Source organism: Carnobacterium sp. FSL E2-0243, from assembly GCF_038003605.1.
GTDB classification, from domain to species: Bacteria; Bacillota; Bacilli; order Lactobacillales; family Carnobacteriaceae; genus Carnobacterium; species Carnobacterium maltaromaticum.
This window is the reverse complement of the sequence record NZ_JBBOPM010000001.1, coordinates 1,872,125-1,892,284: the sequence shown is the minus strand read 5'-3', so window position 1 is coordinate 1,892,284 and position 20,160 is coordinate 1,872,125. Positions and strand designations below refer to the sequence as shown.

Below are 20,160 nucleotides of genomic sequence, written 5' to 3'. Positions count from 1 at the left end.
AATTTTGTCTATGAATAGGGGGGATTTTTTTGAAAGAAGATCAGTGGAAAAAAACTTTTTTACAGTATTTAATCATTGAGCGCCACTATTCTGAATTAACTAGAAAAGCCTATGATGAAGATATCTCTGATTTTCATGATTTTTTGGCTGAAACCGGAGAGGCTTCTTTTTTGGCTGTTGAGTTAGCTGATGTTCGCATCTATTTAGGTGTTTTAAACGAAAAACAATACAGCCGTAATACCGTTTCCCGAAAAATATCGAGTTTACGTGCTTTTTATCAATTTCTTTTAAAAAATGAAGTCGTTGAAGAAAATCCTTTTTCGTATATTCACTTAAAGAAAAAATCCTTACGTTTGCCACGTTTTTTTTACGAAAAAGAAATGGAAAGTTTGTTTGAGGCTGTTAAAGGAGACGAACCACTGGATTTTCGGAACGAAGCACTTCTTGAAGTATTGTACGGAACAGGAATTCGAGTCAGTGAATGCTGTGGCATTTGCTTAAAGGATATTGATTTTGAATTAGGAATATTGTTAGTACACGGGAAAGGGAATAAAGAACGTTACGTTCCTTTTGGTCATTATGCAGAAGAGGCGATTCGAACTTATCTAAAGCTTGGCCGAGAGGTTTTAATGACAAAATATGGAAAACAGCATGACTATTTATTTATTAATCATCATGGAGATGGTATTACAGCAACAGGTGTGGAATATGTTCTCAATCAAGTCATTAAAAAAAGTAGTCTGACTTCTGAAATCCACCCACATATGCTGCGGCATACATTTGCAACACATTTGTTGAATAATGGAGCAGATATGCGGACAGTCCAAGAGTTGTTAGGTCATGCAAGTTTATCTTCAACTCAAATATATGCACATGTTACAAAAGAACATTTACAAAAAGATTACCGAGCTTTTCATCCACGAGCATAAGGTGAAAACTTGAAGTTCGAGTTAAAAGGGTTTAGCACGGTTTTTATGAGCCAGACCTTCGGAAAAAAGATGAAATTTCGAGGTGGCAAAAAACGCCACATCAAATTTTCCTATTTTTCTGCCAGGTCTAATCGGCTCAACAAGCTTTTTATCCAGGCTAGCTCTTATGAGTCAACTCCTCGAGAAAAAGATAAAAATTCGAGATGGCAAAAATCGCCATATCAATTTTTCCTATTTTCTTGCCGGAGCTAATCGACTCAACAAGCTTTTTATATAAGGAGGAAATACAATGACAACTTTTCATGCAACAACGATATTTGCAATTAAGCACAACGGTAAATCAGCAATGGCTGGTGATGGCCAAGTGACAATGGGTGAATCTGTTATTATGAAAGGCACTGCTAGAAAGGTTCGCCGTATTTATAATGGCGAAGTTTTAGTTGGATTTGCTGGAAGTGTAGCGGATGCTTTTACCTTGGAAGAGAAATTTGAAGGTAAGTTAAATGAATATAAAGGAAATTTAAAACGTGCTGCAGTTGAATTGGCTCAAGAGTGGCGCACGGATCGGGCTATGCAAAAGTTAGAAGCTCTATTAATTGTTATGAATAAAGATGAAATGTTAATGGTCAGTGGTGGCGGTGAGGTCATTGAACCGGATGATGGTATTTTAGCTATCGGTTCTGGCGGAAATTACGCTTTATCTGCTGGTAGAGCATTGAAAAAACACGGCAAACATCTTTCTGCTCAAGAAATTGCGCAGGAAAGTTTAACGGTTGCTGCGGATATCTGTGTCTTTACAAATCATAATATTGTTGTTGAAGAATTATAAGAAGGGTGTGCTGAATTTATGATGAATACAAATATGCAAATGACTCCAAAAGAAATAGTTGCTGAATTGGATAAATACATTATTGGGCAACATCAAGCTAAAAAATCAGTCGCAGTTGCGCTACGTAATCGTTACCGTCGAATGCAATTGGATGAAGAAATGCAACGAGAAGTAACACCTAAAAATATGTTGATGATTGGGCCAACTGGTGTTGGTAAAACTGAAATTGCTCGTCGTTTGGCGCAATTAGTTCAAGCCCCTTTTGTAAAAGTTGAGGCTACTAAATTTACTGAAGTTGGGTATGTTGGTCGCGATGTAGAGTCAATGGTACGAGATTTAGTTGAAAATGCAATTAAAATTGTTGAAAAACAACAATATTCAAATGTATATACTAAAGCTGAGAACAAAGCTGTCGAACGTTTGGCTAAATTGTTAGTTCCTGGTATTAAAAAGGAGAAGAAAAAAGCTGAATCAACCAATCCTTTTGAAAGCATGATGAATAATATGGGAATGAATATGAACCAAATGGCAGAGGAGCCTGAAGAGGAAGTCACTGAACAGATTTCAACCAATCGCAAGGTTATTGCGCAACAAATTCGTGATGGATTGCTAGACCAACGTGAATTGACTGTAGAGGTTGAGGAACGTAAGAAAACAGTTAACTCACCAATGAATGCTGGTTTAGAGCAGATGGGTATTGATTTAAACGATACTTTAGGTGCTTTAACACCAAAACGTAAAGTAAAGCGGACAGTAACGGTGAAAGAAGCTTTGGAATTGTTTATTCAAGAAGAATCATCTAAGTTAGTAAATCCAGAAGATATTCATTCAGAAGCGATTCGATTAGCTCAAAATACTGGGATTATTTTTATTGATGAGATTGATAAGATTACATCTAAAGCTGGGCAAAGTGGTGAAGTTTCTCGTGAAGGTGTACAACGTGATATTTTACCTATTGTTGAAGGCTCACAAGTTAGTACAAAATATGGCACGATTCAAACAGATCATATCTTATTCGTAGCTTCTGGTGCGTTCCATGTTTCGAAACCAAGCGATTTAATTCCAGAATTACAAGGACGTTTTCCAATCCGAGTGGAACTTGATGATTTAGATGCTAGTGATTTTGTTAAAATTTTAACTGAACCAAATAATGCGTTGGTTAAACAATATGTGGCGATGCTGGGTACTGAGAATATCAACGTGACCTTTACTTTTGAAGCAATCGAACGTTTAGCTGAAATTGCCTATCAAGTGAACCATGAAACAGATAATATCGGTGCTAGACGCTTGCACACGATTCTTGAAAAATTATTAGAAGATTTATTATTTGAAGCACCAGATATGCACATGGGGGATATTACCATTACAGAAAGCTATGTAAATGATAAAATAGAACATATTGTTGCAGATAAAGATTTAAGTCGTTACATTTTATAAGTTGATTGATGGAGGAATGAAAATGAACGAATTACTTTTGAAAATGCGTCAAATTAACAGCATGCTACAACAAGAAGGTGGCATTGATTCAGCTAAAGTCGCTAAATCTGGCTCCTTACCTTTTAACAGCATGGTGGAGATTTTAGGCAATTCATTAGATGCTAATACCTACTTGATTAGTGAAAAAGGTCGGTTATTAGGTTTTAATGAAAAGCATGAGATTAATAATGAACGTGTGAAACAAATGTTGCAAGATAAGAAATTTCCACAAGACTATACAACAAGTATGTTAAGCATTACTGAAACCAAGGCGAATATTGGGATTGAAAGTGATTATACGGCTTTTCCAATTGAGAATCGTGATTTAGTTGCGGATGGTTTAACAACTTTAGTGCCAATTTATGCTGCTGGAGAGCGATTAGGTACGATTATATTAGCTCGAATATCACGTGAATTTACAGATAGTGATTTAATTTTAGCTGAATATAGTGCGACAATTGTGGGAATGGAAATCCTTAATCAAAAATCGAATCAAATTGAGGAAGAAACAAGAAGCTTAGCAATTGTTCAGATGGCAATCAAAACATTGTCTTATAGCGAATTAAAAGCTGTTAAAGCTATTTTTGAAGAGTTAGATGGAACGGAAGGGCGTTTAGTTGCTTCCACAATTGCTGATAAGATTGGTATTACTCGTTCAGTTATTGTTAATGCATTAAGAAAGTTAGAATCAGGTGGGATTATCGATTCTCGTTCATTGGGTATGAAGGGAACTTACATCCGAGTCAATAACTCTAAATTTATTCAAGAATTAGCTAAAGAACAAATTTATTAAGAGGTTACCCGTAAAAAGTTATCTTGTCTTTAAACCAAGATAACTTTTTATTCTATCAAGATAATTCCAAAACCTGTCATGTTTAATTACTCATTTTGTGCTATAATCAATTTTAATTGTATGAACTTAATGACTATTTTGCGACTAGAAAGTACATGTACCTATGAAAAAGGAGGCAAAAAAATGACGATTCAACTAGAAAATGAACGAATTAGTGTCACTATTTTAACTAAAGGTGCTGAATTAGCTAGCATTAAAAATAAAGAGACAGGAATTGAATATTTATGGCAAGCGGATCCAACCTATTGGGGACGACATGCACCGGTTTTATTCCCTGTTGTCGGTCGTTTAAAGGAAGATAGCTATCAAGTTGATGGGAAAAGCTATCCAATGAATCAGCATGGTTTTGCACGTGATGGGGACTTCGAAATAGTTGAACAAGATGATTCATCTGTAACATTAGAGTTAGGTGCAACAACTGAAACAAAACGTGTTTATCCTTTTGACTTTAAGTTAAAGATTCAGCATCGCCTAGTGGGAGAAACAGTTACAACTCACTATACGGTTGAAAATCCAAGCTCGACTGAAAAACTTTATTTTTCAATTGGTGCTCATCCAGGCTTTAATATCCCTTTGACAAAAGAGACGGTGTTTGAAGATTATTTCTTGAGTTTTTCACCTAGAAAAACAAGAACAACCATTCCTTTGACAGGGGCTTATCTAAATACGCCAGCTAAAACATTAGCTCAAACAAATACGGATATTGCACTTAGTCGTCATTTATTTGATAATGATGCCTTGATATATGAAGTAAAAGGCGAAAATATTTTTACAATTAAGTCTGAAAAAACACCTCATAGTGTGTCTGTTAAATTTACTGACTTCCCGTATGTTGGTGTGTGGTCACCACCCAAAACGGATGCGCCTTTTGTATGTATTGAACCCTGGTTTGGAATTGCAGATACATTTGATGCCAACGGAAATCTAAAAGAAAAATTAGGTATTCAAAGCTTAGAACCGACTCAACAGTTTGATGCCGAATTTGATATTACCGTTAGTTAGACAAACGATTCGACTAAAAAAGCCTTCTATCAACGTAAAAAATTGTTGATAAAAGGTTTTTTATTCATTATTATTCAGTTTTTTTACTTTTTTTGTAGCCCAGTCCAAAGGGGACTTTGTTTTCAGTTCCATCTAAGATTCTAGTAATATTGCCACGATGCCTTAAAATGATAAAGACCATCAAGATTGAAGCGATGGTGGTTAAGATTGGATCATGATAATACCAACTAGCAGGTGCAATAATCAAAACCGCAATAATGCTAGCTAAGCTAACCATTCTAGTCACGTAGATTAGCGTGATAAAGAGTAAGGCACAAAAAACGAAAAATTGAGGATTATAGGCTAATAATGCCCCAGCACTTGTAGCAACAGCTTTTCCACCCTTGAATTGAGCAAAGATAGGATATGTGTGTCCAACAATGGCTCCTAAGCCAATGATTAAAGGATTGACATCACTGTGGAAAAAGAAAGGTAAACTTGCTGCTAAGGTTCCTTTTAAAATATCCATTAGTAACACAGCTGTTCCTGCTTTTTTTCCTAAAACTCGGTACGTATTTGTTGTTCCAGAGTTCCCACTACCAAAGTTGCGAATATCTTTGTGATAGAAAATTTTTCCAATCCAAACACCTGAAGGAATCGAGCCTAATAAGTAGGCGATGACTAACATAATACAGATTTCAAGCAAATTAACTCGCTCCTTAAATAAAAAATTGCGTTCCGCCATATTTTAGCATTTTACATGGGTATTGGCTAGCTATTTATACGATTTAAATAGAAAAAAGGAATGAATTTAGAATGGCGAAGAGTATGTTAATGATTCATAAATAAAAAAATAAATAAGAATCTAAGTACAAAACAGTCATTTTTACTTAAATTTAGCTGAAAATGTGAAAGAATGTTAGTTTTTTCAATTAAAATAAAGGATTTGACTTTTCATTATCAAAAAGATAGAGTATCATTGTATAGATGCGCTAACTATTAGCGCTAGTTTCTATCGTCTAAGGAGTTTTGAAGATGCCGAAAAAAATAAATATGGAATATAACGATGAAGCCATCCAAGTTCTTGAAGGACTTGAGGCCGTTAGAAAACGTCCAGGAATGTACATTGGATCAACTGATAGCCGTGGGTTACATCACTTAGTTTATGAAATTGTTGATAATTCAGTTGATGAGGCTTTATCAGGTTATGGTACAGAAATTACTGTTACGCTACACAAAGATACTAGCGTCAGTGTGAAAGATAATGGTCGTGGTATGCCCGTTGGTATGCATGCGTCTGGAATTCCCACTGCTCAAGTTATTTTTACTGTCCTGCATGCTGGGGGTAAATTTGGTCAAGGTGGCTATAAAACCTCAGGAGGCTTACACGGGGTTGGAGCAAGTGTTGTAAATGCTCTTTCTGAATGGCTAGTTGTTACAATTGTGAGAGATGGTGTCGTTTATGAACAACGCTTTAAAAATGGCGGAATTCCAGTTGACACACTGAAAAAAATTCGAAATACAAAAGAAAAAAATGGAACAACTGTGCATTTCAAGCCAGATACAACTATTTTTTCGACCGTCAACTATTCGTATGATATTTTATCTGAACGTTTAAGAGAATCTGCTTTTCTCTTAAAAGGACTAAAGATTGAATTAATTGATGAACGTACAGAAAAAAGTGAGATTTTTCATTATGAAGAAGGAATTAAAGAATTTGTTGAGTATTTAAATGAAGAAAAAGATCATTTAAATCCTGTTGCCTATTTTTCTGGTGAAAACAATCAAATTGAAATTGAATTTGCTTTTCAATACAACGATGGATATTCAGAGAATATTTTATCATTTGTTAATAATGTCCGGACTAAAGATGGTGGAACACACGAATCTGGGATGAAAACATCATTAACAAAAGCTTTCAATGAATATGCGCGTAAAGTCAATTTGTTAAAAGAAAAAGATAAGAATCTTGAAGGTAGTGATTTCCGTGAAGGACTTGCGGCAATTATTTCAGTACGTATCCCCGAAGATTTACTTCAATTCGAAGGACAAACCAAAGGGAAATTAGGTACACCACAAGCACGTGCTGCAGTTGATGCTGTTGTAGGGGAGCAACTTGGTTTCTATTTAATTGAAAATGGAGAAACTAGCCAAATGTTGGTTCGTAAAGCTTTAAAAGCGCGTGAAGCTAGAGACGCTGCTCGTAAAGCACGTGAAGAAAGCCGAAATGGCAAGAAGCGCAAGAAAAACGAATCTTTACTATCTGGTAAACTAACTCCGGCTCAAAGTCGTAATCCTAAACGGAATGAGATTTATTTAGTCGAAGGAGATTCCGCTGGTGGTTCTGCTAAACAAGGACGCGATCGGAAATTCCAAGCTATTTTGCCATTACGTGGGAAAGTAATTAATACTGAAAAAGCTAAACTACAAGATATTTTAAAAAATGAAGAGATCAATACAATGATTTATACTATCGGTGCAGGTGTTGGTGCTGAATTCGATTTAGCTGACTGTAATTACGATAAAGTTATTATCATGACCGATGCCGATACAGATGGAGCACATATTCAAGTTCTGTTGCTGACTTTCTTCTACCGTTATATGAAACCTCTTATTGAAGCAGGGAAAGTTTATATTGCTTTGCCGCCTTTATATAAAATTTCAAAAGGCATTGGCAAAAAAGAAGTAATTGAATATGCTTGGACAGATGACGAGCTAGAAGCGAAAACAAAAAAAGTTGGAAAAGGCTACATTTTACAGCGTTATAAAGGTCTTGGGGAAATGAACGCCGATCAACTATGGGAAACGACAATGGATCCTGAAACAAGAACGTTGATTCGAGTGCGAATTGATGATGCTGCACAAGCAGAGCGTCGTGTTTCTACCTTGATGGGGGATAAAGTTGAACCTCGTCGTAAATGGATTGAATCCCATGTTGAGTTCTCGTTAGAAGACGGTGGTAGTATTTTAGAAAATAGCCAAATGATGGAAGCGAGCAATGAACAAGTAGCGTTATTTGAAACAGAAGGAAGTGTTGAAGATGGAAATTAGATCTGATATTCAGGAACTGACCCTTGAAGAAGTAATGGGTGATCGTTTTGGACGATACTCTAAATATATTATTCAAGAGCGGGCACTTCCAGATATTCGTGACGGTTTAAAACCTGTTCAACGCCGTATTTTATATGCGATGAATGTTGAGGGAAACACATCAGAAAAAGGCTTTAGAAAATCAGCCAAAACAGTCGGAAACGTAATTGGTAACTATCATCCTCATGGAGACTCAAGTGTCTATGAAGCTATGGTACGGATTAGTCAAGATTGGAAATTACGTGAAGTTCTAGTGGAAATGCATGGAAACAATGGGAGTATGGATGGAGATCCACCTGCTGCAATGCGTTATACAGAAGCACGTTTATCAAAAATTTCAGCTGAATTACTACGTGATATTGAAAAAGAAACGGTTGATTTCGTATTAAACTTTGATGATACAGACAAAGAGCCAACTGTATTACCTGCAAAATTCCCTAATTTACTTGTAAATGGGGCAACAGGGATCTCAGCTGGTTATGCAACAGATATTCCCCCACATAATCTAAGTGAGGTAATTGATGCGACAATTCATTTAATTGATAATCCTGAAGCTACGGTTGAAGAATTGATGCACCACTTGAAAGGACCGGATTTCCCAACTGGTGGTATTTTGCAAGGAATCGATGGCATTCGCCAAGCCTATAAAACAGGTAAAGGCAAAGTTATCGTTCGCTCTAAAACACACATTGAAGATTTACGTGGTGGAAAACAACAAATAGTGATTACTGAAATTCCTTTTGAAGTGAACAAATCAGTGATGGTTAAGCGTATGGATGAAATTCGTCTAAACAAAAAAATTGATGGAATCGCTGAAGTTCGTGATGAATCTGATCGAACAGGTTTACAAATTGTTGTTGAATTGAAAAAAGACGCAAATGCTGAAGGTATCTTAACGTATTTGTTAAAAAATACAGACTTACAAGTTTCGTATAACTTTAATATGGTTGCGATTGATAAAAAACGCCCTGAACAAGTCGGTATTGTGCGAATGTTATCTGCATATATTGAACATCAGCGTGAGGTTATTACTCGTCGGACTAACTTTAATTTATTTAAAGCAGAGTCGAGACAACATATTGTTGAAGGTTTAATTAAAGCTTTGTCGATTTTAGATAAAGTGATTGCGGCTATCAGAAGTAGTAAAGATAAGAAAAATGCGAAAGAAAATTTAATTAAAGAGTTTGCTTTTACAGAACCTCAAGCAGAAGCCATTGTTTCTTTACAACTATATCGTTTAACTAATACGGATATTACTGCGTTGGAAAAAGAAGCCAAAGAATTGGCAGCCAGCATTTCTTCTTATCGTAAAATTTTAGATAGTCCAAAAGAAATGGCGCGTGTCTTGAAAAATGAATTGAAGGAGATTCAAGAAAAATTCAGAACTCCTCGTAGAACCATTATTCAAGATGCAATAGAAGAGCTTAAAATCGACACTGAGGTTCTTGTTTCACAAGAAGAAGTAATTGTGTCAGTGACGCGTGAAGGCTACTTAAAACGCAGTAGTTTGCGTTCTTATAGTGCTTCTAAACCAGAAGAGATTGGATTGAAAGACGGAGACTTACCAATTTTTGTTAAACAGATGAACACATTAAATCATCTATTAATGTTTACAAGCAATGGTAACTTAATTTATCGTCCTGTTCATGAAATTGCAGACTTACGATGGAAAGATATTGGCGAGCATATTTCCCAAACTATCGGATTAGCGATGGATGAAACAATTGTTAAAACAATTGGCTTAGTTGATTATTTACCAGAGGCGACCTTTACCTTTATTACGAAAGCCGGCATGATTAAGCAAACGGCAGTTGCCGATTTTGTTGCTGGTCGTGGATATAAGACGAGAGCAACCGTTGCGATGAAGTTGAAGCAAGAAGATGATCATCTGATTGAAGTTGTTTATTCTGAAAATCCTGCTAATAAAGATGTCTTTTTAGTAACGAATCGTGGATTTGGTTTACGTTATCCGTTATCGGAAGTCCCAGTAGTAGGCACTAAAGCTGCCGGTGTCAAAGCGATTAACCTGAAAGAGCATGATTATGTTGTCAATGGCATTTTAATGGCTACAGACTCGACAAGAACAAACGTTGTGATGTTAACTCAACGTGGTGCTGTTAAGAAGATGAACGTAAGTGAGTTTGATATTTTAGGACGTGCTAAACGTGGATTACTTGTCTTGAGAGAATTGAAAAAAAATCCGCACCGTATGATTTTCATGCAGGCAGTGGAGAAAGATACAACCATTAACGTTGTCACCACTAAAGGCAAAGAATTTATTGTGAATACAGATAGCTATCAAGTTAGTGATCGTTATTCAAATGGTTCCTTTATTTTAGACGAAACAACAGATGGCGAGCCACAAGATTGTCAAATCATTTTACCTTATCCTGTAATTGTAAAGGATAATGGGAAAAATTAATTTTTAAAGTTTAGAAACAGGAATGACTGTTTCTAAACTTTTTTTGTTTGCAATTAACACTAATAGGCGACAGTTTTCTAACGAATCAAGTTCAATGTTGAACTTGATTCGTGATTCTGTATTACTTTTTGTGCAATTTTTCATGCTTAAACTAATCTATTGTAGTACAGTTTAATCGTTTTTAATATAACAGAAAAGCTGTTATTAGAAAAAAATATCCGTTCTACTTCTAAGTTGGATAATAATTTCACATACTTATTATACTTATTTATCAACGTTTGTACCGTTTTTTCGTTATTAAAACAAAAGATTGTACGAAAAATTCGTAAAAAATCCTTGTTTTATTTTTATGACGTGTTATACTATGTTTGTAAGAGCTGTTACATTAAATTAAAAGTTCAATTAAAAACAAAAAAACAGTTATCGGGAGGCTCATTTTATTATGAAACAATGGAATGGATTCAAAGGCGAAAAATGGAGAACATCGGTTAACACAAGAGATTTTATCCAAGCAAACTACACAGAATACACAGGTGACGATTCATTTTTAGAACCTATTGCACCAAGTACAGATAAATTATGGACTAAACTACAAGAATTATTTGACGTTCAACATGAAAAAAATGGCGTTTATGATATGGATAACAATATTCCTGCAACAATCACTTCTCATAAACCAGGCTATTTAATTAAAGAAGAAGAAACTATTGTTGGTTTGCAAACAGACGTTCCATTGAAACAAGCTTTCATGCCATTTGGCGGAATTAACATGGCAAACAATGCATTGACAGCAAATGGTTTTGAAGTAGATGACGAAATGACAAGCATCTTTACGGACTGGCGTAAAACACATAACCAAGGTGTTTTTGATGCTTATACTCCTGAAATGCGTGCAGCTCGTAAAAATAAAATCATTACAGGTTTACCAGATGCTTATGGTCGTGGCCGTATCATTGGTGATTATCGTCGTATTGCTTTATACGGTGTTGATTTCTTAATGAAACAAAAAGCGAAAGACCATGCAAACACTGGGAATAAAGTCATGACTGATGACGTTATTCGTTTACGTGAAGAAATTTCTGAACAATATAGAGCTTTAGGTCAAATTAAAGAAATGGCTGCTTCATACGGTTTTGATATTTCTCAACCAGCAGAAACAGCTAAAGAAGCAATCCAATGGTTATACTTTGGTTATCTAGCAGCAATCAAATCACAAAATGGAGCAGCTATGTCAATTGGTCGTATCTCTGCTTTCTTAGATATCTATATCCAACGTGATTTAGAAGCTGGCTTGATTACTGAATTTGATGCTCAAGAAATGATTGATCATTTAATTATGAAATTACGCATGGTTAAATTTGCACGTACGCCAGACTATAATCAATTATTCTCTGGTTACCCAATTTGGGCAACTTTATCAATTGCTGGTATGGGATTAGATGGTCGTTCATTAGTAACTAAAAATGATTTCCGTATTCTGCATACACTAACAAATATGGGACCTTCTCCAGAGCCAAACTTAACTGTTTTATATTCTTCTAAAGAACCAACTGGTTTCAGAACATTTGCTGCTAAAATTGCGAAAGAAAGTTCTTCTATCCAGTTTGAAAATGATGATTTATTACGCGCTAATTGGGGATCTGATGACTGTGCAATTGCTTGTTGTGTATCTGCAACTGTAGTTGGTAAAGACATGCAATTCTTTGGTGCTCGTGCGAACTTAGCTAAAGCCGTTCTTTATGCAATCAACGGTGGTGTTGATGAAATGACTAAAGCACAAGTTGGTCCTAAATTCAGACCAATGACTGGTGATACACTAGATTACAAGGAATTTATTTCACGCTACAAAGATATCATGGATTGGTTAGCAGAATTGTATGTAAATACATTAAATGTAATCCACTACATGCATGATAAATATGCTTATGAAGCACCACAATTAGCTTTGATGGACAGTGACTTGAAACGTACTTTTGCAACTGGTATTGCAGGTATTTCTCATGCTGCTGATAGCTTGATGGCAATTAAACACGGGAATGTAGAAGTTATTCGTGACGAAAATGGTTTAGCAATTGATTACAAACCAACTAATGAGTTCCCAACTTACGGAAACGATCAAGAAGAAGCAGATGAAACAGCAAACTGGATTCTTGATTACTTTATGACACAAATTAAACGTCAACACACATACCGTAATTCAACACCAACAACATCTCTATTGACAATTACGTCAAACGTTGTTTATGGTAAAGCTACTGGTAATACACCAGATGGTCGTCGTGCAGGTAAACCTTTAGCACCAGGAGCAAACCCAAGTTATCAAGATGGCGCGTTCTTAGGTGAAAAGAATGGATTATTAGCTTCACTTAATTCAACTGCTCGCTTAAACTACGGTTGTGCATTAGATGGAATTTCAAATACTCAAACAATCAATCCTACTGGTTTAGGTAAAGATGAAGAAACAAGAATTGATAACTTAAGAAACGTGATGGACGGTTACTTTGATAATAGTGGGTACCACTTAAACGTCAACGTCTTTACAAATGAGTTATTGCTTGATGCTCAAGCACATCCAGAAAAATATCCTAACTTAACAATTCGTGTATCTGGTTACGCAGTTAAATTCCGTGACTTGACACCTGAACAACAAGCAGATGTTATTGCTAGAACTTCACATGATCGTTTATAATTAAAAAATTAGATAAGAGAGGTGGCTCCGGTCATCTCTTTTTATTCAAAGAAATGAGGAGCAATTATGTCACAACCTGTAATCGGTACAATTCACTCAACTGAAAATTTTGGCACGGTAGATGGACCAGGAGTTCGTTTTATCGTCTTTACACAAGGATGCCGGATGCGTTGTCAATTTTGTCACAATCCAGATACTTGGAAAATCGGTGGCGGAAAAGAACGTTCAACAGATGATATACTAGCAGAAGCCTTACGTTATAAAACGTATTGGGGTAAAGATGGTGGTATAACAGTCAGTGGTGGAGAACCTTTATTGCAAATGGAGTTTTTAATTGATTTATTTAAAAAGGCCAAAGCAGCAGGTGTGCATACAACCCTTGATTCTTGTGGCAAACCATTTACACGTGAAGAACCTTTCTTTAGTCAATTTGAAGAATTGATGAAATATACAGATTTGATTCTATTTGATATTAAGCATATTGATGATGAACAACATAAAGTTTTAACTAGTTTAGGTAATTCTAATATTCTAGAAATGGCTAAGTATTTATCTGAAATCAATCAACCTGTTTGGATTAGACACGTTCTAGTCCCACAGAGAACCGATTATGATGAGTATTTAATTCGCCTATCTGATTTCATTAAAACACTGAATAATGTTAAGAAAGTTGAAGTATTGCCTTACCATACAATGGGATTATATAAGTATCAAGAAATGGGTATTCCTTATCCTTTAGAGGGAATTGAAACGCCATCGACTGAACGTGTAAATAATGCGAAAAAAATCCTACAAACAGCTGACTATACAGGATATTTAAATTAGTATATAAGAAAAAATTAATGAAGAGAGCAACTTTTTGTTGCTCTTTTTCTGTTTATTGATTATCATAGTATTAGTGGAATTTTATTATAAAAAGGAGTCAATTGTATGAAAACAAAGTCAGACAATATTTTTTCATCTAAAACGTTAAATTATTTTTTACAGTTAGCTGATACAATGAATTATACACAAGCGGCTCAATTGTTAGGGATTACGCAACCAGCATTAACTCAACAAATAAAAAAATTAGAACGAATTGCTGGTGCGCCTTTATTTTATTCTGTTGGAAAAAAATTACATTTATCTGATGCAGGTAAAACAATGTTACGTACGACTCATGAAGTCTATGACATTTTAAATGCTGCCACAGATGAAATTCAACAAACAACCAGTGCAACTATTGGAAAAATCAGAATTGGCTTATTATCTTCAATTGAAGATAAAGTATTTACTGATTTTATTATTAATTATTTTAACAAATTTCCTGACGTTGAAATTGCATTAATGATGTTGCCACGCAATGAAATTTGGGAAAAATTAGAGAATAACAAAATTGATTTAGCGATTATGTACTTACCAGATGAAAGTATCAAAAATTGGAAACCTTATAAATCTAAAAAAATTATGGATGAAGAAATTTTATTTTTACACCATGATGAAAATTTAGATAAAAAGAAAAAAATTAAAATGAAAGATACAACTGGTAAACGTTGGGTGACCTATCCAGATAGTTATTATATCAATGAAGTATTGAAAGAAAGTTTTAAAAATCAAATGGCAGACTTACCGGTCGTAGCTGGAAACTATACGACTCCAGCACAATTATATAAATTTAGTAACGCAACTGAGTGTTATACGGCGTTACCAAATTCATTTATCAAGGCCCATGAAAAAGAAGCTGAGCTAAAAGCCATTCCTTTTGAGCCAGCAATTAAATTTACAATGTCATTTGTTTTCCGAAGCGACAAAGATCAAATTCCACGCATCGCTAACTTCTTACAGTCATTTGATGCTTATATGAGTGAGTCAGATTATATTTCCCGCTTAAAATCATAAAATTTAAATTTTGAAGGAGTTTTTTTAATGAGTAAAGTATTAATTTTTGGACATTTAAACCCGGATACAGATGCGATCACTTCAGCTATTTCTTTTGCGTATTTACAAAAACAATTAGGAGTAGATGCAGAAGCTGTTTCATTAGGTGAAATCAGTGAAGAAACAGCATTTGCTCTGGATTATTTTAATGTACCTGCACCAAGAATTGTCGAAACAGTTGCGAATGAAACTAAGCAAGTTATGTTAGTTGATCATAATGAGTTCCAACAAAGTGTGGCAGATATTCGTGAAGTTGAAGTTTTAGCTGTTGTAGATCACCACAGAATCGCTAATTTTGAAACAGCAAATCCTTTATATTACCGTGCTGAACCTGTTGGTTGTACAAATACAATTATTTTGAAATTGTACAAAGAACATGGCATCGAGATTCCTAAAGAAATTGCTGGATTAATGGCATCTGCTATCGTTTCAGACAGTTTATTATTTAAATCACCTACTTGTACGGAAGAGGATGTAAAAGCCGCTAAAGAGCTTGCTATCATGAGTGAAATTGATTTAGCCGTATATGGTTTAGATTTATTGAAAGCTGGTACAAATTTAGCAGATAAAACGCCTGAACAGTTATTAAATATGGATGCTAAAAGTTTCCCAATGGGAGCTAAAAATGTCCGTGTTGCTCAAGTCAACACAGTAGCTATTGAGGATGTCTTTAACAAACAAGCTGCAATTGAAGCAACTATGCTTAAAGAGATGGCAGAAAATAACTTTGATTTATTTATTTTAGTTGTAACAAATATTTTAGATAGTGATTCCGTTATTTTAGCTTTAGGGAATCCAATCACTGCTGTTGAAGAAGCTTTCAACGTAACATTGACAGATAATAAAGCACTACTAAAAGGGGTTGTTTCACGTAAGAAACAAGTCGTTCCTCAATTAACAGAAGCTTTAAGCTAAACAACTTTAAAGATAAAATCATCTGGGATTCATTTGAAAATAATGATTTCAGGTGATTTTTATTTTAAATAAGAAGATAAAATTAATCATACAATTGTTTATTTCTTATAAACCATGGTAAACTAAATAGAGTACTTTTTGGAAAGGACGTAACGAATGTTTAGTTTATTTATTATGATGATGGAACGAGTTGGCTTAATTATTTTATTAGCTTACTTGTTAGTTAATGTGACTTATTTCAAAACTATTTTATTAAATCGCGAACGTTTAAGTTCTAAATTACAATTAATGGCTGTTTTTGGTTTGTTTGCAATTATTTCTAATTTTACTGGGGTTGAACTTACAGCAAATAAAATTATTTCAACAGATTTTTTGACAGTCTTATCAGACAATGCTTCAATTGCTAATACTCGAACGTTAACTATAGGTGTTTCAGGACTAATTGGTGGCCCTTTTGTTGGTTTAGGAGTGGGTTTACTTGCGGGTATGCATCGTGTAATTCAAGGTGGAGGAACCTCTTTATTTTATTTGTTTTCATCTAGTTTTGTCGGGATTCTTTCTGGCTTAGCTGGCGCTAGATTTGCTAGGAAAAAGCAGTTTCCATCACCTATTCAGGCAGCAGGCATCGGAGCTTTAATGGAGTTAGTGCAGATGTTATTTGTATTTTTGTTTAGTGGGACACTTTTAGAAGGTTGGCTATTGGTCAAATTTATTGCTTTTCCAATGATATTATTAAACAGTATCGGAACGTTTATCTTCTTATCAATTATTACATCGACGCTTAAACAAGAAGAACAAATGCGCGCTGTCCAAACCCATGACGTGCTAGACTTAGCAGCAAAAACCCTACCTTATTTTAGGGAAGGTCTAACAGAAAGTTCTTGTCGCCAAGTTGCAAAAATCATTCAACAATATACTAAAGTTGCAGCTATTAGTATGACAGATACCCACCAAATATTAGCCCATGTTGGAGCTGGAAGTGACCATCATATTCCTGAATTAGAAGTGATTACTGAACTTTCCAAAGATGTGTTGCAAAATGGCCAATTGGCTATTGCAAAGTCTAAAAATCAAATTGGATGTAGCAATCCTACTTGTCAATTAAGTGCAGCAATTGTGATTCCATTGATATCAAAGAACCAAGTCGTTGGGACATTAAAAATGTATTTTACAGATCCAACAAAATTGACCCACGTAGAAGAACAATTAGCAGAAGGACTAGGTACTATTTTTTCAAGTCAATTAGAGTTAGGTGAAGCGGAAATTCAATCAAAGTTATTAAAGGATGCCGAGATTAAATCCTTGCAAGCTCAAGTGAATCCACATTTCTTCTTTAATGCAATGAATACTATATCGGCTTTAATGCGACAAAATGCTGAACAAGCGCGTACGTTATTGCTTCAGTTAAGTACTTATTTTAGAGCTAACTTACAAGGTGCACGTCAGGTGTTAATTCCTTTAACTGCTGAGTTAAAACATGTAGAAGCCTATTTATCATTAGAACAAGCACGCTTTCCACAACGTTTTCAAGTAACCTTCAATATTGATCCAAATTTAGAAACTTTATTATTGCCACCATTTTTACTTCAGGTTTTAGTAGAAAATGCCATTCGCCATGCGTTTGGAAATCGTAAAACAGATAATCAGATTGTTGTCCAATTGGAACAGAAAGAAAATTTTGTGCTTGTTCAAGTTTCAGATAACGGAATTGGAATCCCACTAGATCGTGTAGAAAAGGTTGGGAAAGAAGTCATTGAGTCTGAAAAAGGGACAGGGACTGCATTAGAAAATTTAAATAAACGTTTAGTTGGTTTATTTGGTTTAGAAGCTAGTTTACATTTTATTCAAAATAAAACGGGTGGAACAACTGTGTTATTAAAAATACCACTAGATAGGGAGGAGGGGTGATATGCATATTTTAATTGTTGACGATGAACCCTTAGCTCGTGATGAGTTGGCTTATCTAGTTGAAACGCATCCCAATGTAATCTCTGTTGATAAAGCAGAGTCAATTGAAGAAGCATTAGAAAAAATGGTCAATCAAAAACCTGATTTAGTCTTTCTTGATATTCATTTAACAGATGAAAGCGGGTTTGATTTAGCAGATAAATTCAAGAAAATGAACCATCCCCCAAAAATTGTTTTTGCTACAGCTTATGATGAATACGCATTAAAAGCTTTTGAAGTTGATGCAATTGATTATATTTTAAAACCATTTGAGGAAGAGCGGGTGAGACAAGCAGTTGAAAAAAGCCATTCTGCTATTTCTCATCTAAGCACAAGTGAAGAAACAACAAACCTGGCTAGAGAAATAAATGGGAAGATTGCTATTCAAGCTGATGAACGAATTTTTGTGATTACACTAAGCGATATTTTATATATAAGTGTCGATAACGGTGCAAGCCATATCATTACGAAGCAGCAACAAATTGATACGAATGAAACATTGACTCATCTAGAAAGCAGATTAAATTCAACGCTTTTCTTTAAAACTCATCGTAGTTTTATTGTAAATCGCGAAGCCATCCAAGAAGTTCAACCTTGGTTTAATCATACCTATCAAGTTACTGTTAAAAATGGGGATAAAATTCCCGTTAGCCGTTCTTATGTCAAACAGCTTAAAGAAGAAATAGGACTAAATTAATCCACTAGAGAAGTCAAAATTGATTTCTCTAGTGGATTTTTATATTGAATAAGGTCACTCACCAGATGATTTTGGCAACTCAGCTGAATATTCTGTCATTCCAACGTTGAAAGCGTATAAAAAAAGGGGAGGATAGTATAATAAGAGTATCAAAAGATATTAAGGGAGCGATATTCTATGGAAACAAAGAAAATTTATACGTTTTTACAACAAGCATTTGTTTTTGCCTTTATTATGTTACTAGCTAATCTGATTGTAGGTATTTTACCATTTCCAATGCCAGCTTCAGTCATGGGTTTAATTTTATTATTCATCGCATTATGCTTAAAAATAGTTAAGTTAGAACAAGTAGAATCCTTGGGAAATAGTTTAACAGGACTAATTAGTTTTCTATTTGTTCCGTCAGGTATTTCGGTTATGAATTCATTAGGGATTATGGGACAATATGGTGTGCAAATTGTTTTGATTATTATTATTGCCACAATTATATTACTTGCTATTACTGGTTGGACAGCAACAGCACTCTTAAACTTAAAAAAGAATCAATCTTTCTCTTGGGATGGATTGAAATCGCTTTTTTCTATTAAGAGAACACATAAAAAATTAGACGAGGTGAAGTGATATGACTCCATATTTTGGGATTATTGTTTCAATGGTAGCATTTGGAATTGGTACGTTTCTTTTTAAGAAATCAAACGGTTTCTTCCTATTTACACCCTTATTTGTGGCAATGGTTTTAGGGATTATCTTTTTAAAAGTAGGCCATTTTAGTTATACTGAATACAGTAGTGGCGGCAAAATGATTAGTTTTTTTCTAGAACCTGCCACAATAGCATTTGCAATTCCATTATATAAACAGGTAGATGTCTTGAAAAAATATTGGGTACAAATTGTTTCAGCTATTATTGTCGGATCAATTGGATCAGTCGCAGTTGTTTATATTTTATCAGGAATAATCCATGTAGATCAATCGATTATGGCATCCTTATTACCTGAAGCATCAACAACCGCTATAGCAGTTCCGCTGTCTGAATCCATTGGTGGTATTGCTGCAATCACTTCATTTGCTGTGATTTTCAATGCTGTGATAATTTATGCTTTAGGACGATTTTTATTAGAAAAATTCAAGATTAAAAATCCAATTGCTAGAGGACTAGCGTTAGGAGCAAGCGGTCATGCCTTAGGAGTTGCTGTCGGAATTGAATTAGGCGAAGTCGAAGCAGCAATGGCAAGTATCGCCGTGGTGGTAGTTGGTGTAGTTACGGTAATTGTTGTTCCAGCATTTGCTGTATTTATCGGATTATAACTTATAAGTTAAGATGGTTTGATTTTCAGTCAGCAAAACAAATACAGCCAACAACATATACGTTGTTGGCTGTATTTGTTTCTAGTCATTTAAATAAGATTTTTAATGG

The 20,160-nt window shown here is 34.9% G+C and carries 16 protein-coding genes; 15 read left to right on the top strand and 1 reads right to left on the bottom strand.

Annotation, left to right across the window (positions count from 1 at the left end; all coding sequences use genetic code 11):
• The first annotated feature begins 29 nt into the window (after positions 1-29).
• The 5 genes from xerC (at position 30) to MHI00_RS08825 (ending at position 5,089) form a co-directional block, all read left to right on the top strand.
• Complete coding sequence (gene xerC, locus MHI00_RS08845) at positions 30-929, top strand: tyrosine recombinase XerC (protein ID WP_010052916.1); 900 nt, start codon at positions 30-32, stop codon at positions 927-929.
• Positions 930-1,218: 289 nt separating this feature from the next.
• A complete protein-coding gene (gene hslV / locus MHI00_RS08840; protein WP_010052913.1) occupies positions 1,219-1,758 on the top strand; it encodes an ATP-dependent protease subunit HslV in 540 nt (179 codons plus the stop codon).
• Positions 1,759-1,776: 18 nt separating this feature from the next.
• On the top strand, positions 1,777-3,195 hold the full coding sequence (hslU, locus tag MHI00_RS08835) for an ATP-dependent protease ATPase subunit HslU (RefSeq protein WP_081039692.1): 1,419 nt from the start codon (positions 1,777-1,779) through the stop codon (positions 3,193-3,195).
• Between the two features lie 22 nt (positions 3,196-3,217).
• On the top strand, positions 3,218-4,027 hold the full coding sequence (gene codY / locus MHI00_RS08830; RefSeq protein WP_010052909.1) for a GTP-sensing pleiotropic transcriptional regulator CodY: 810 nt from the start codon (positions 3,218-3,220) through the stop codon (positions 4,025-4,027).
• Positions 4,028-4,210: 183 nt separating this feature from the next.
• The gene (locus MHI00_RS08825) at positions 4,211-5,089 is read left to right on the top strand and encodes an aldose 1-epimerase family protein (protein ID WP_341112888.1); all 879 of its coding nucleotides are present in this window, start codon (positions 4,211-4,213) and stop codon (positions 5,087-5,089) included.
• A gap of 70 nt (positions 5,090-5,159) precedes the next feature.
• Here MHI00_RS08825 and plsY read toward each other — a convergent pair whose 3' ends face one another.
• Positions 5,160-5,813, bottom strand: a complete 654-nt coding sequence (gene plsY / locus MHI00_RS08820; RefSeq protein WP_180948793.1) for a glycerol-3-phosphate 1-O-acyltransferase PlsY — start codon at positions 5,811-5,813, stop codon at positions 5,160-5,162.
• A gap of 290 nt (positions 5,814-6,103) precedes the next feature.
• On the opposite strand from plsY, the gene parE reads away from it, so the two are divergent.
• The 10 genes from parE (at position 6,104) to lrgB (ending at position 20,051) form a co-directional block, all read left to right on the top strand.
• Positions 6,104-8,119: a DNA topoisomerase IV subunit B gene (gene parE / locus MHI00_RS08815; protein ID WP_010052906.1), complete on the top strand. Its 2,016-nt coding sequence runs from the start codon at positions 6,104-6,106 to the stop codon at positions 8,117-8,119.
• Positions 8,109-10,580, top strand: a complete 2,472-nt coding sequence (parC, locus tag MHI00_RS08810; protein ID WP_341112881.1) for a DNA topoisomerase IV subunit A — start codon at positions 8,109-8,111, stop codon at positions 10,578-10,580. The genes parE and parC overlap by 11 nt, the downstream gene beginning before the upstream one ends.
• Before the next feature lie 442 nt (positions 10,581-11,022).
• On the top strand, positions 11,023-13,269 hold the full coding sequence (gene pflB / locus MHI00_RS08805; RefSeq protein WP_341112876.1) for a formate C-acetyltransferase: 2,247 nt from the start codon (positions 11,023-11,025) through the stop codon (positions 13,267-13,269).
• A gap of 66 nt (positions 13,270-13,335) precedes the next feature.
• The gene (gene pflA, locus MHI00_RS08800; protein ID WP_010052902.1) at positions 13,336-14,094 is read left to right on the top strand and encodes a pyruvate formate-lyase-activating protein; all 759 of its coding nucleotides are present in this window, start codon (positions 13,336-13,338) and stop codon (positions 14,092-14,094) included.
• 105 nt (positions 14,095-14,199) lie between these two features.
• Positions 14,200-15,147: a LysR family transcriptional regulator gene (locus MHI00_RS08795; protein WP_010052900.1), complete on the top strand. Its 948-nt coding sequence runs from the start codon at positions 14,200-14,202 to the stop codon at positions 15,145-15,147.
• Between the two features lie 27 nt (positions 15,148-15,174).
• A complete protein-coding gene (locus MHI00_RS08790) occupies positions 15,175-16,101 on the top strand; it encodes a manganese-dependent inorganic pyrophosphatase (RefSeq protein WP_010052899.1) in 927 nt (308 codons plus the stop codon).
• Between the two features lie 156 nt (positions 16,102-16,257).
• Positions 16,258-18,009, top strand: coding sequence for a sensor histidine kinase (locus MHI00_RS08785; RefSeq protein WP_317914098.1), 1,752 nt, complete (start codon positions 16,258-16,260; stop codon positions 18,007-18,009).
• Position 18,010: 1 nt separating this feature from the next.
• Positions 18,011-18,745: a LytR/AlgR family response regulator transcription factor gene (locus MHI00_RS08780; RefSeq protein WP_056998770.1), complete on the top strand. Its 735-nt coding sequence runs from the start codon at positions 18,011-18,013 to the stop codon at positions 18,743-18,745.
• Between the two features lie 177 nt (positions 18,746-18,922).
• Positions 18,923-19,366: an antiholin-like murein hydrolase modulator LrgA gene (gene lrgA, locus MHI00_RS08775; protein WP_010052894.1), complete on the top strand. Its 444-nt coding sequence runs from the start codon at positions 18,923-18,925 to the stop codon at positions 19,364-19,366.
• A gap of 1 nt (position 19,367) precedes the next feature.
• Positions 19,368-20,051 carry an antiholin-like protein LrgB gene (gene lrgB, locus MHI00_RS08770; RefSeq protein WP_015076314.1) on the top strand — a complete coding sequence of 228 codons (684 nt, stop codon included), beginning with the start codon at positions 19,368-19,370 and terminating at the stop codon, positions 20,049-20,051.
• The last annotated feature ends 109 nt before the right edge of the window (positions 20,052-20,160 follow it).

Coding starts and splice junctions, on each gene's coding strand:
- hslU (WP_081039692.1), top strand. CDS start 1,777: ATGATGAATACAAATATGCAAATGACTCCAAAAGAAATAGTTGCTGAA.
- parE (WP_010052906.1), top strand. CDS start 6,104: ATGCCGAAAAAAATAAATATGGAATATAACGATGAAGCCATCCAAGTT.
- pflB (WP_341112876.1), top strand. CDS start 11,023: ATGAAACAATGGAATGGATTCAAAGGCGAAAAATGGAGAACATCGGTT.
- hslV (WP_010052913.1), top strand. CDS start 1,219: ATGACAACTTTTCATGCAACAACGATATTTGCAATTAAGCACAACGGT.
- plsY (WP_180948793.1), bottom strand. CDS start 5,813: ATGGCGGAACGCAATTTTTTATTTAAGGAGCGAGTTAATTTGCTTGAA.
- lrgA (WP_010052894.1), top strand. CDS start 18,923: ATGGAAACAAAGAAAATTTATACGTTTTTACAACAAGCATTTGTTTTT.
- MHI00_RS08825 (WP_341112888.1), top strand. CDS start 4,211: ATGACGATTCAACTAGAAAATGAACGAATTAGTGTCACTATTTTAACT.
- codY (WP_010052909.1), top strand. CDS start 3,218: ATGAACGAATTACTTTTGAAAATGCGTCAAATTAACAGCATGCTACAA.
- parC (WP_341112881.1), top strand. CDS start 8,109: ATGGAAATTAGATCTGATATTCAGGAACTGACCCTTGAAGAAGTAATG.
- lrgB (WP_015076314.1), top strand. CDS start 19,368: ATGACTCCATATTTTGGGATTATTGTTTCAATGGTAGCATTTGGAATT.
- MHI00_RS08795 (WP_010052900.1), top strand. CDS start 14,200: ATGAAAACAAAGTCAGACAATATTTTTTCATCTAAAACGTTAAATTAT.
- MHI00_RS08780 (WP_056998770.1), top strand. CDS start 18,011: ATGCATATTTTAATTGTTGACGATGAACCCTTAGCTCGTGATGAGTTG.
- pflA (WP_010052902.1), top strand. CDS start 13,336: ATGTCACAACCTGTAATCGGTACAATTCACTCAACTGAAAATTTTGGC.
- MHI00_RS08790 (WP_010052899.1), top strand. CDS start 15,175: ATGAGTAAAGTATTAATTTTTGGACATTTAAACCCGGATACAGATGCG.
- MHI00_RS08785 (WP_317914098.1), top strand. CDS start 16,258: ATGTTTAGTTTATTTATTATGATGATGGAACGAGTTGGCTTAATTATT.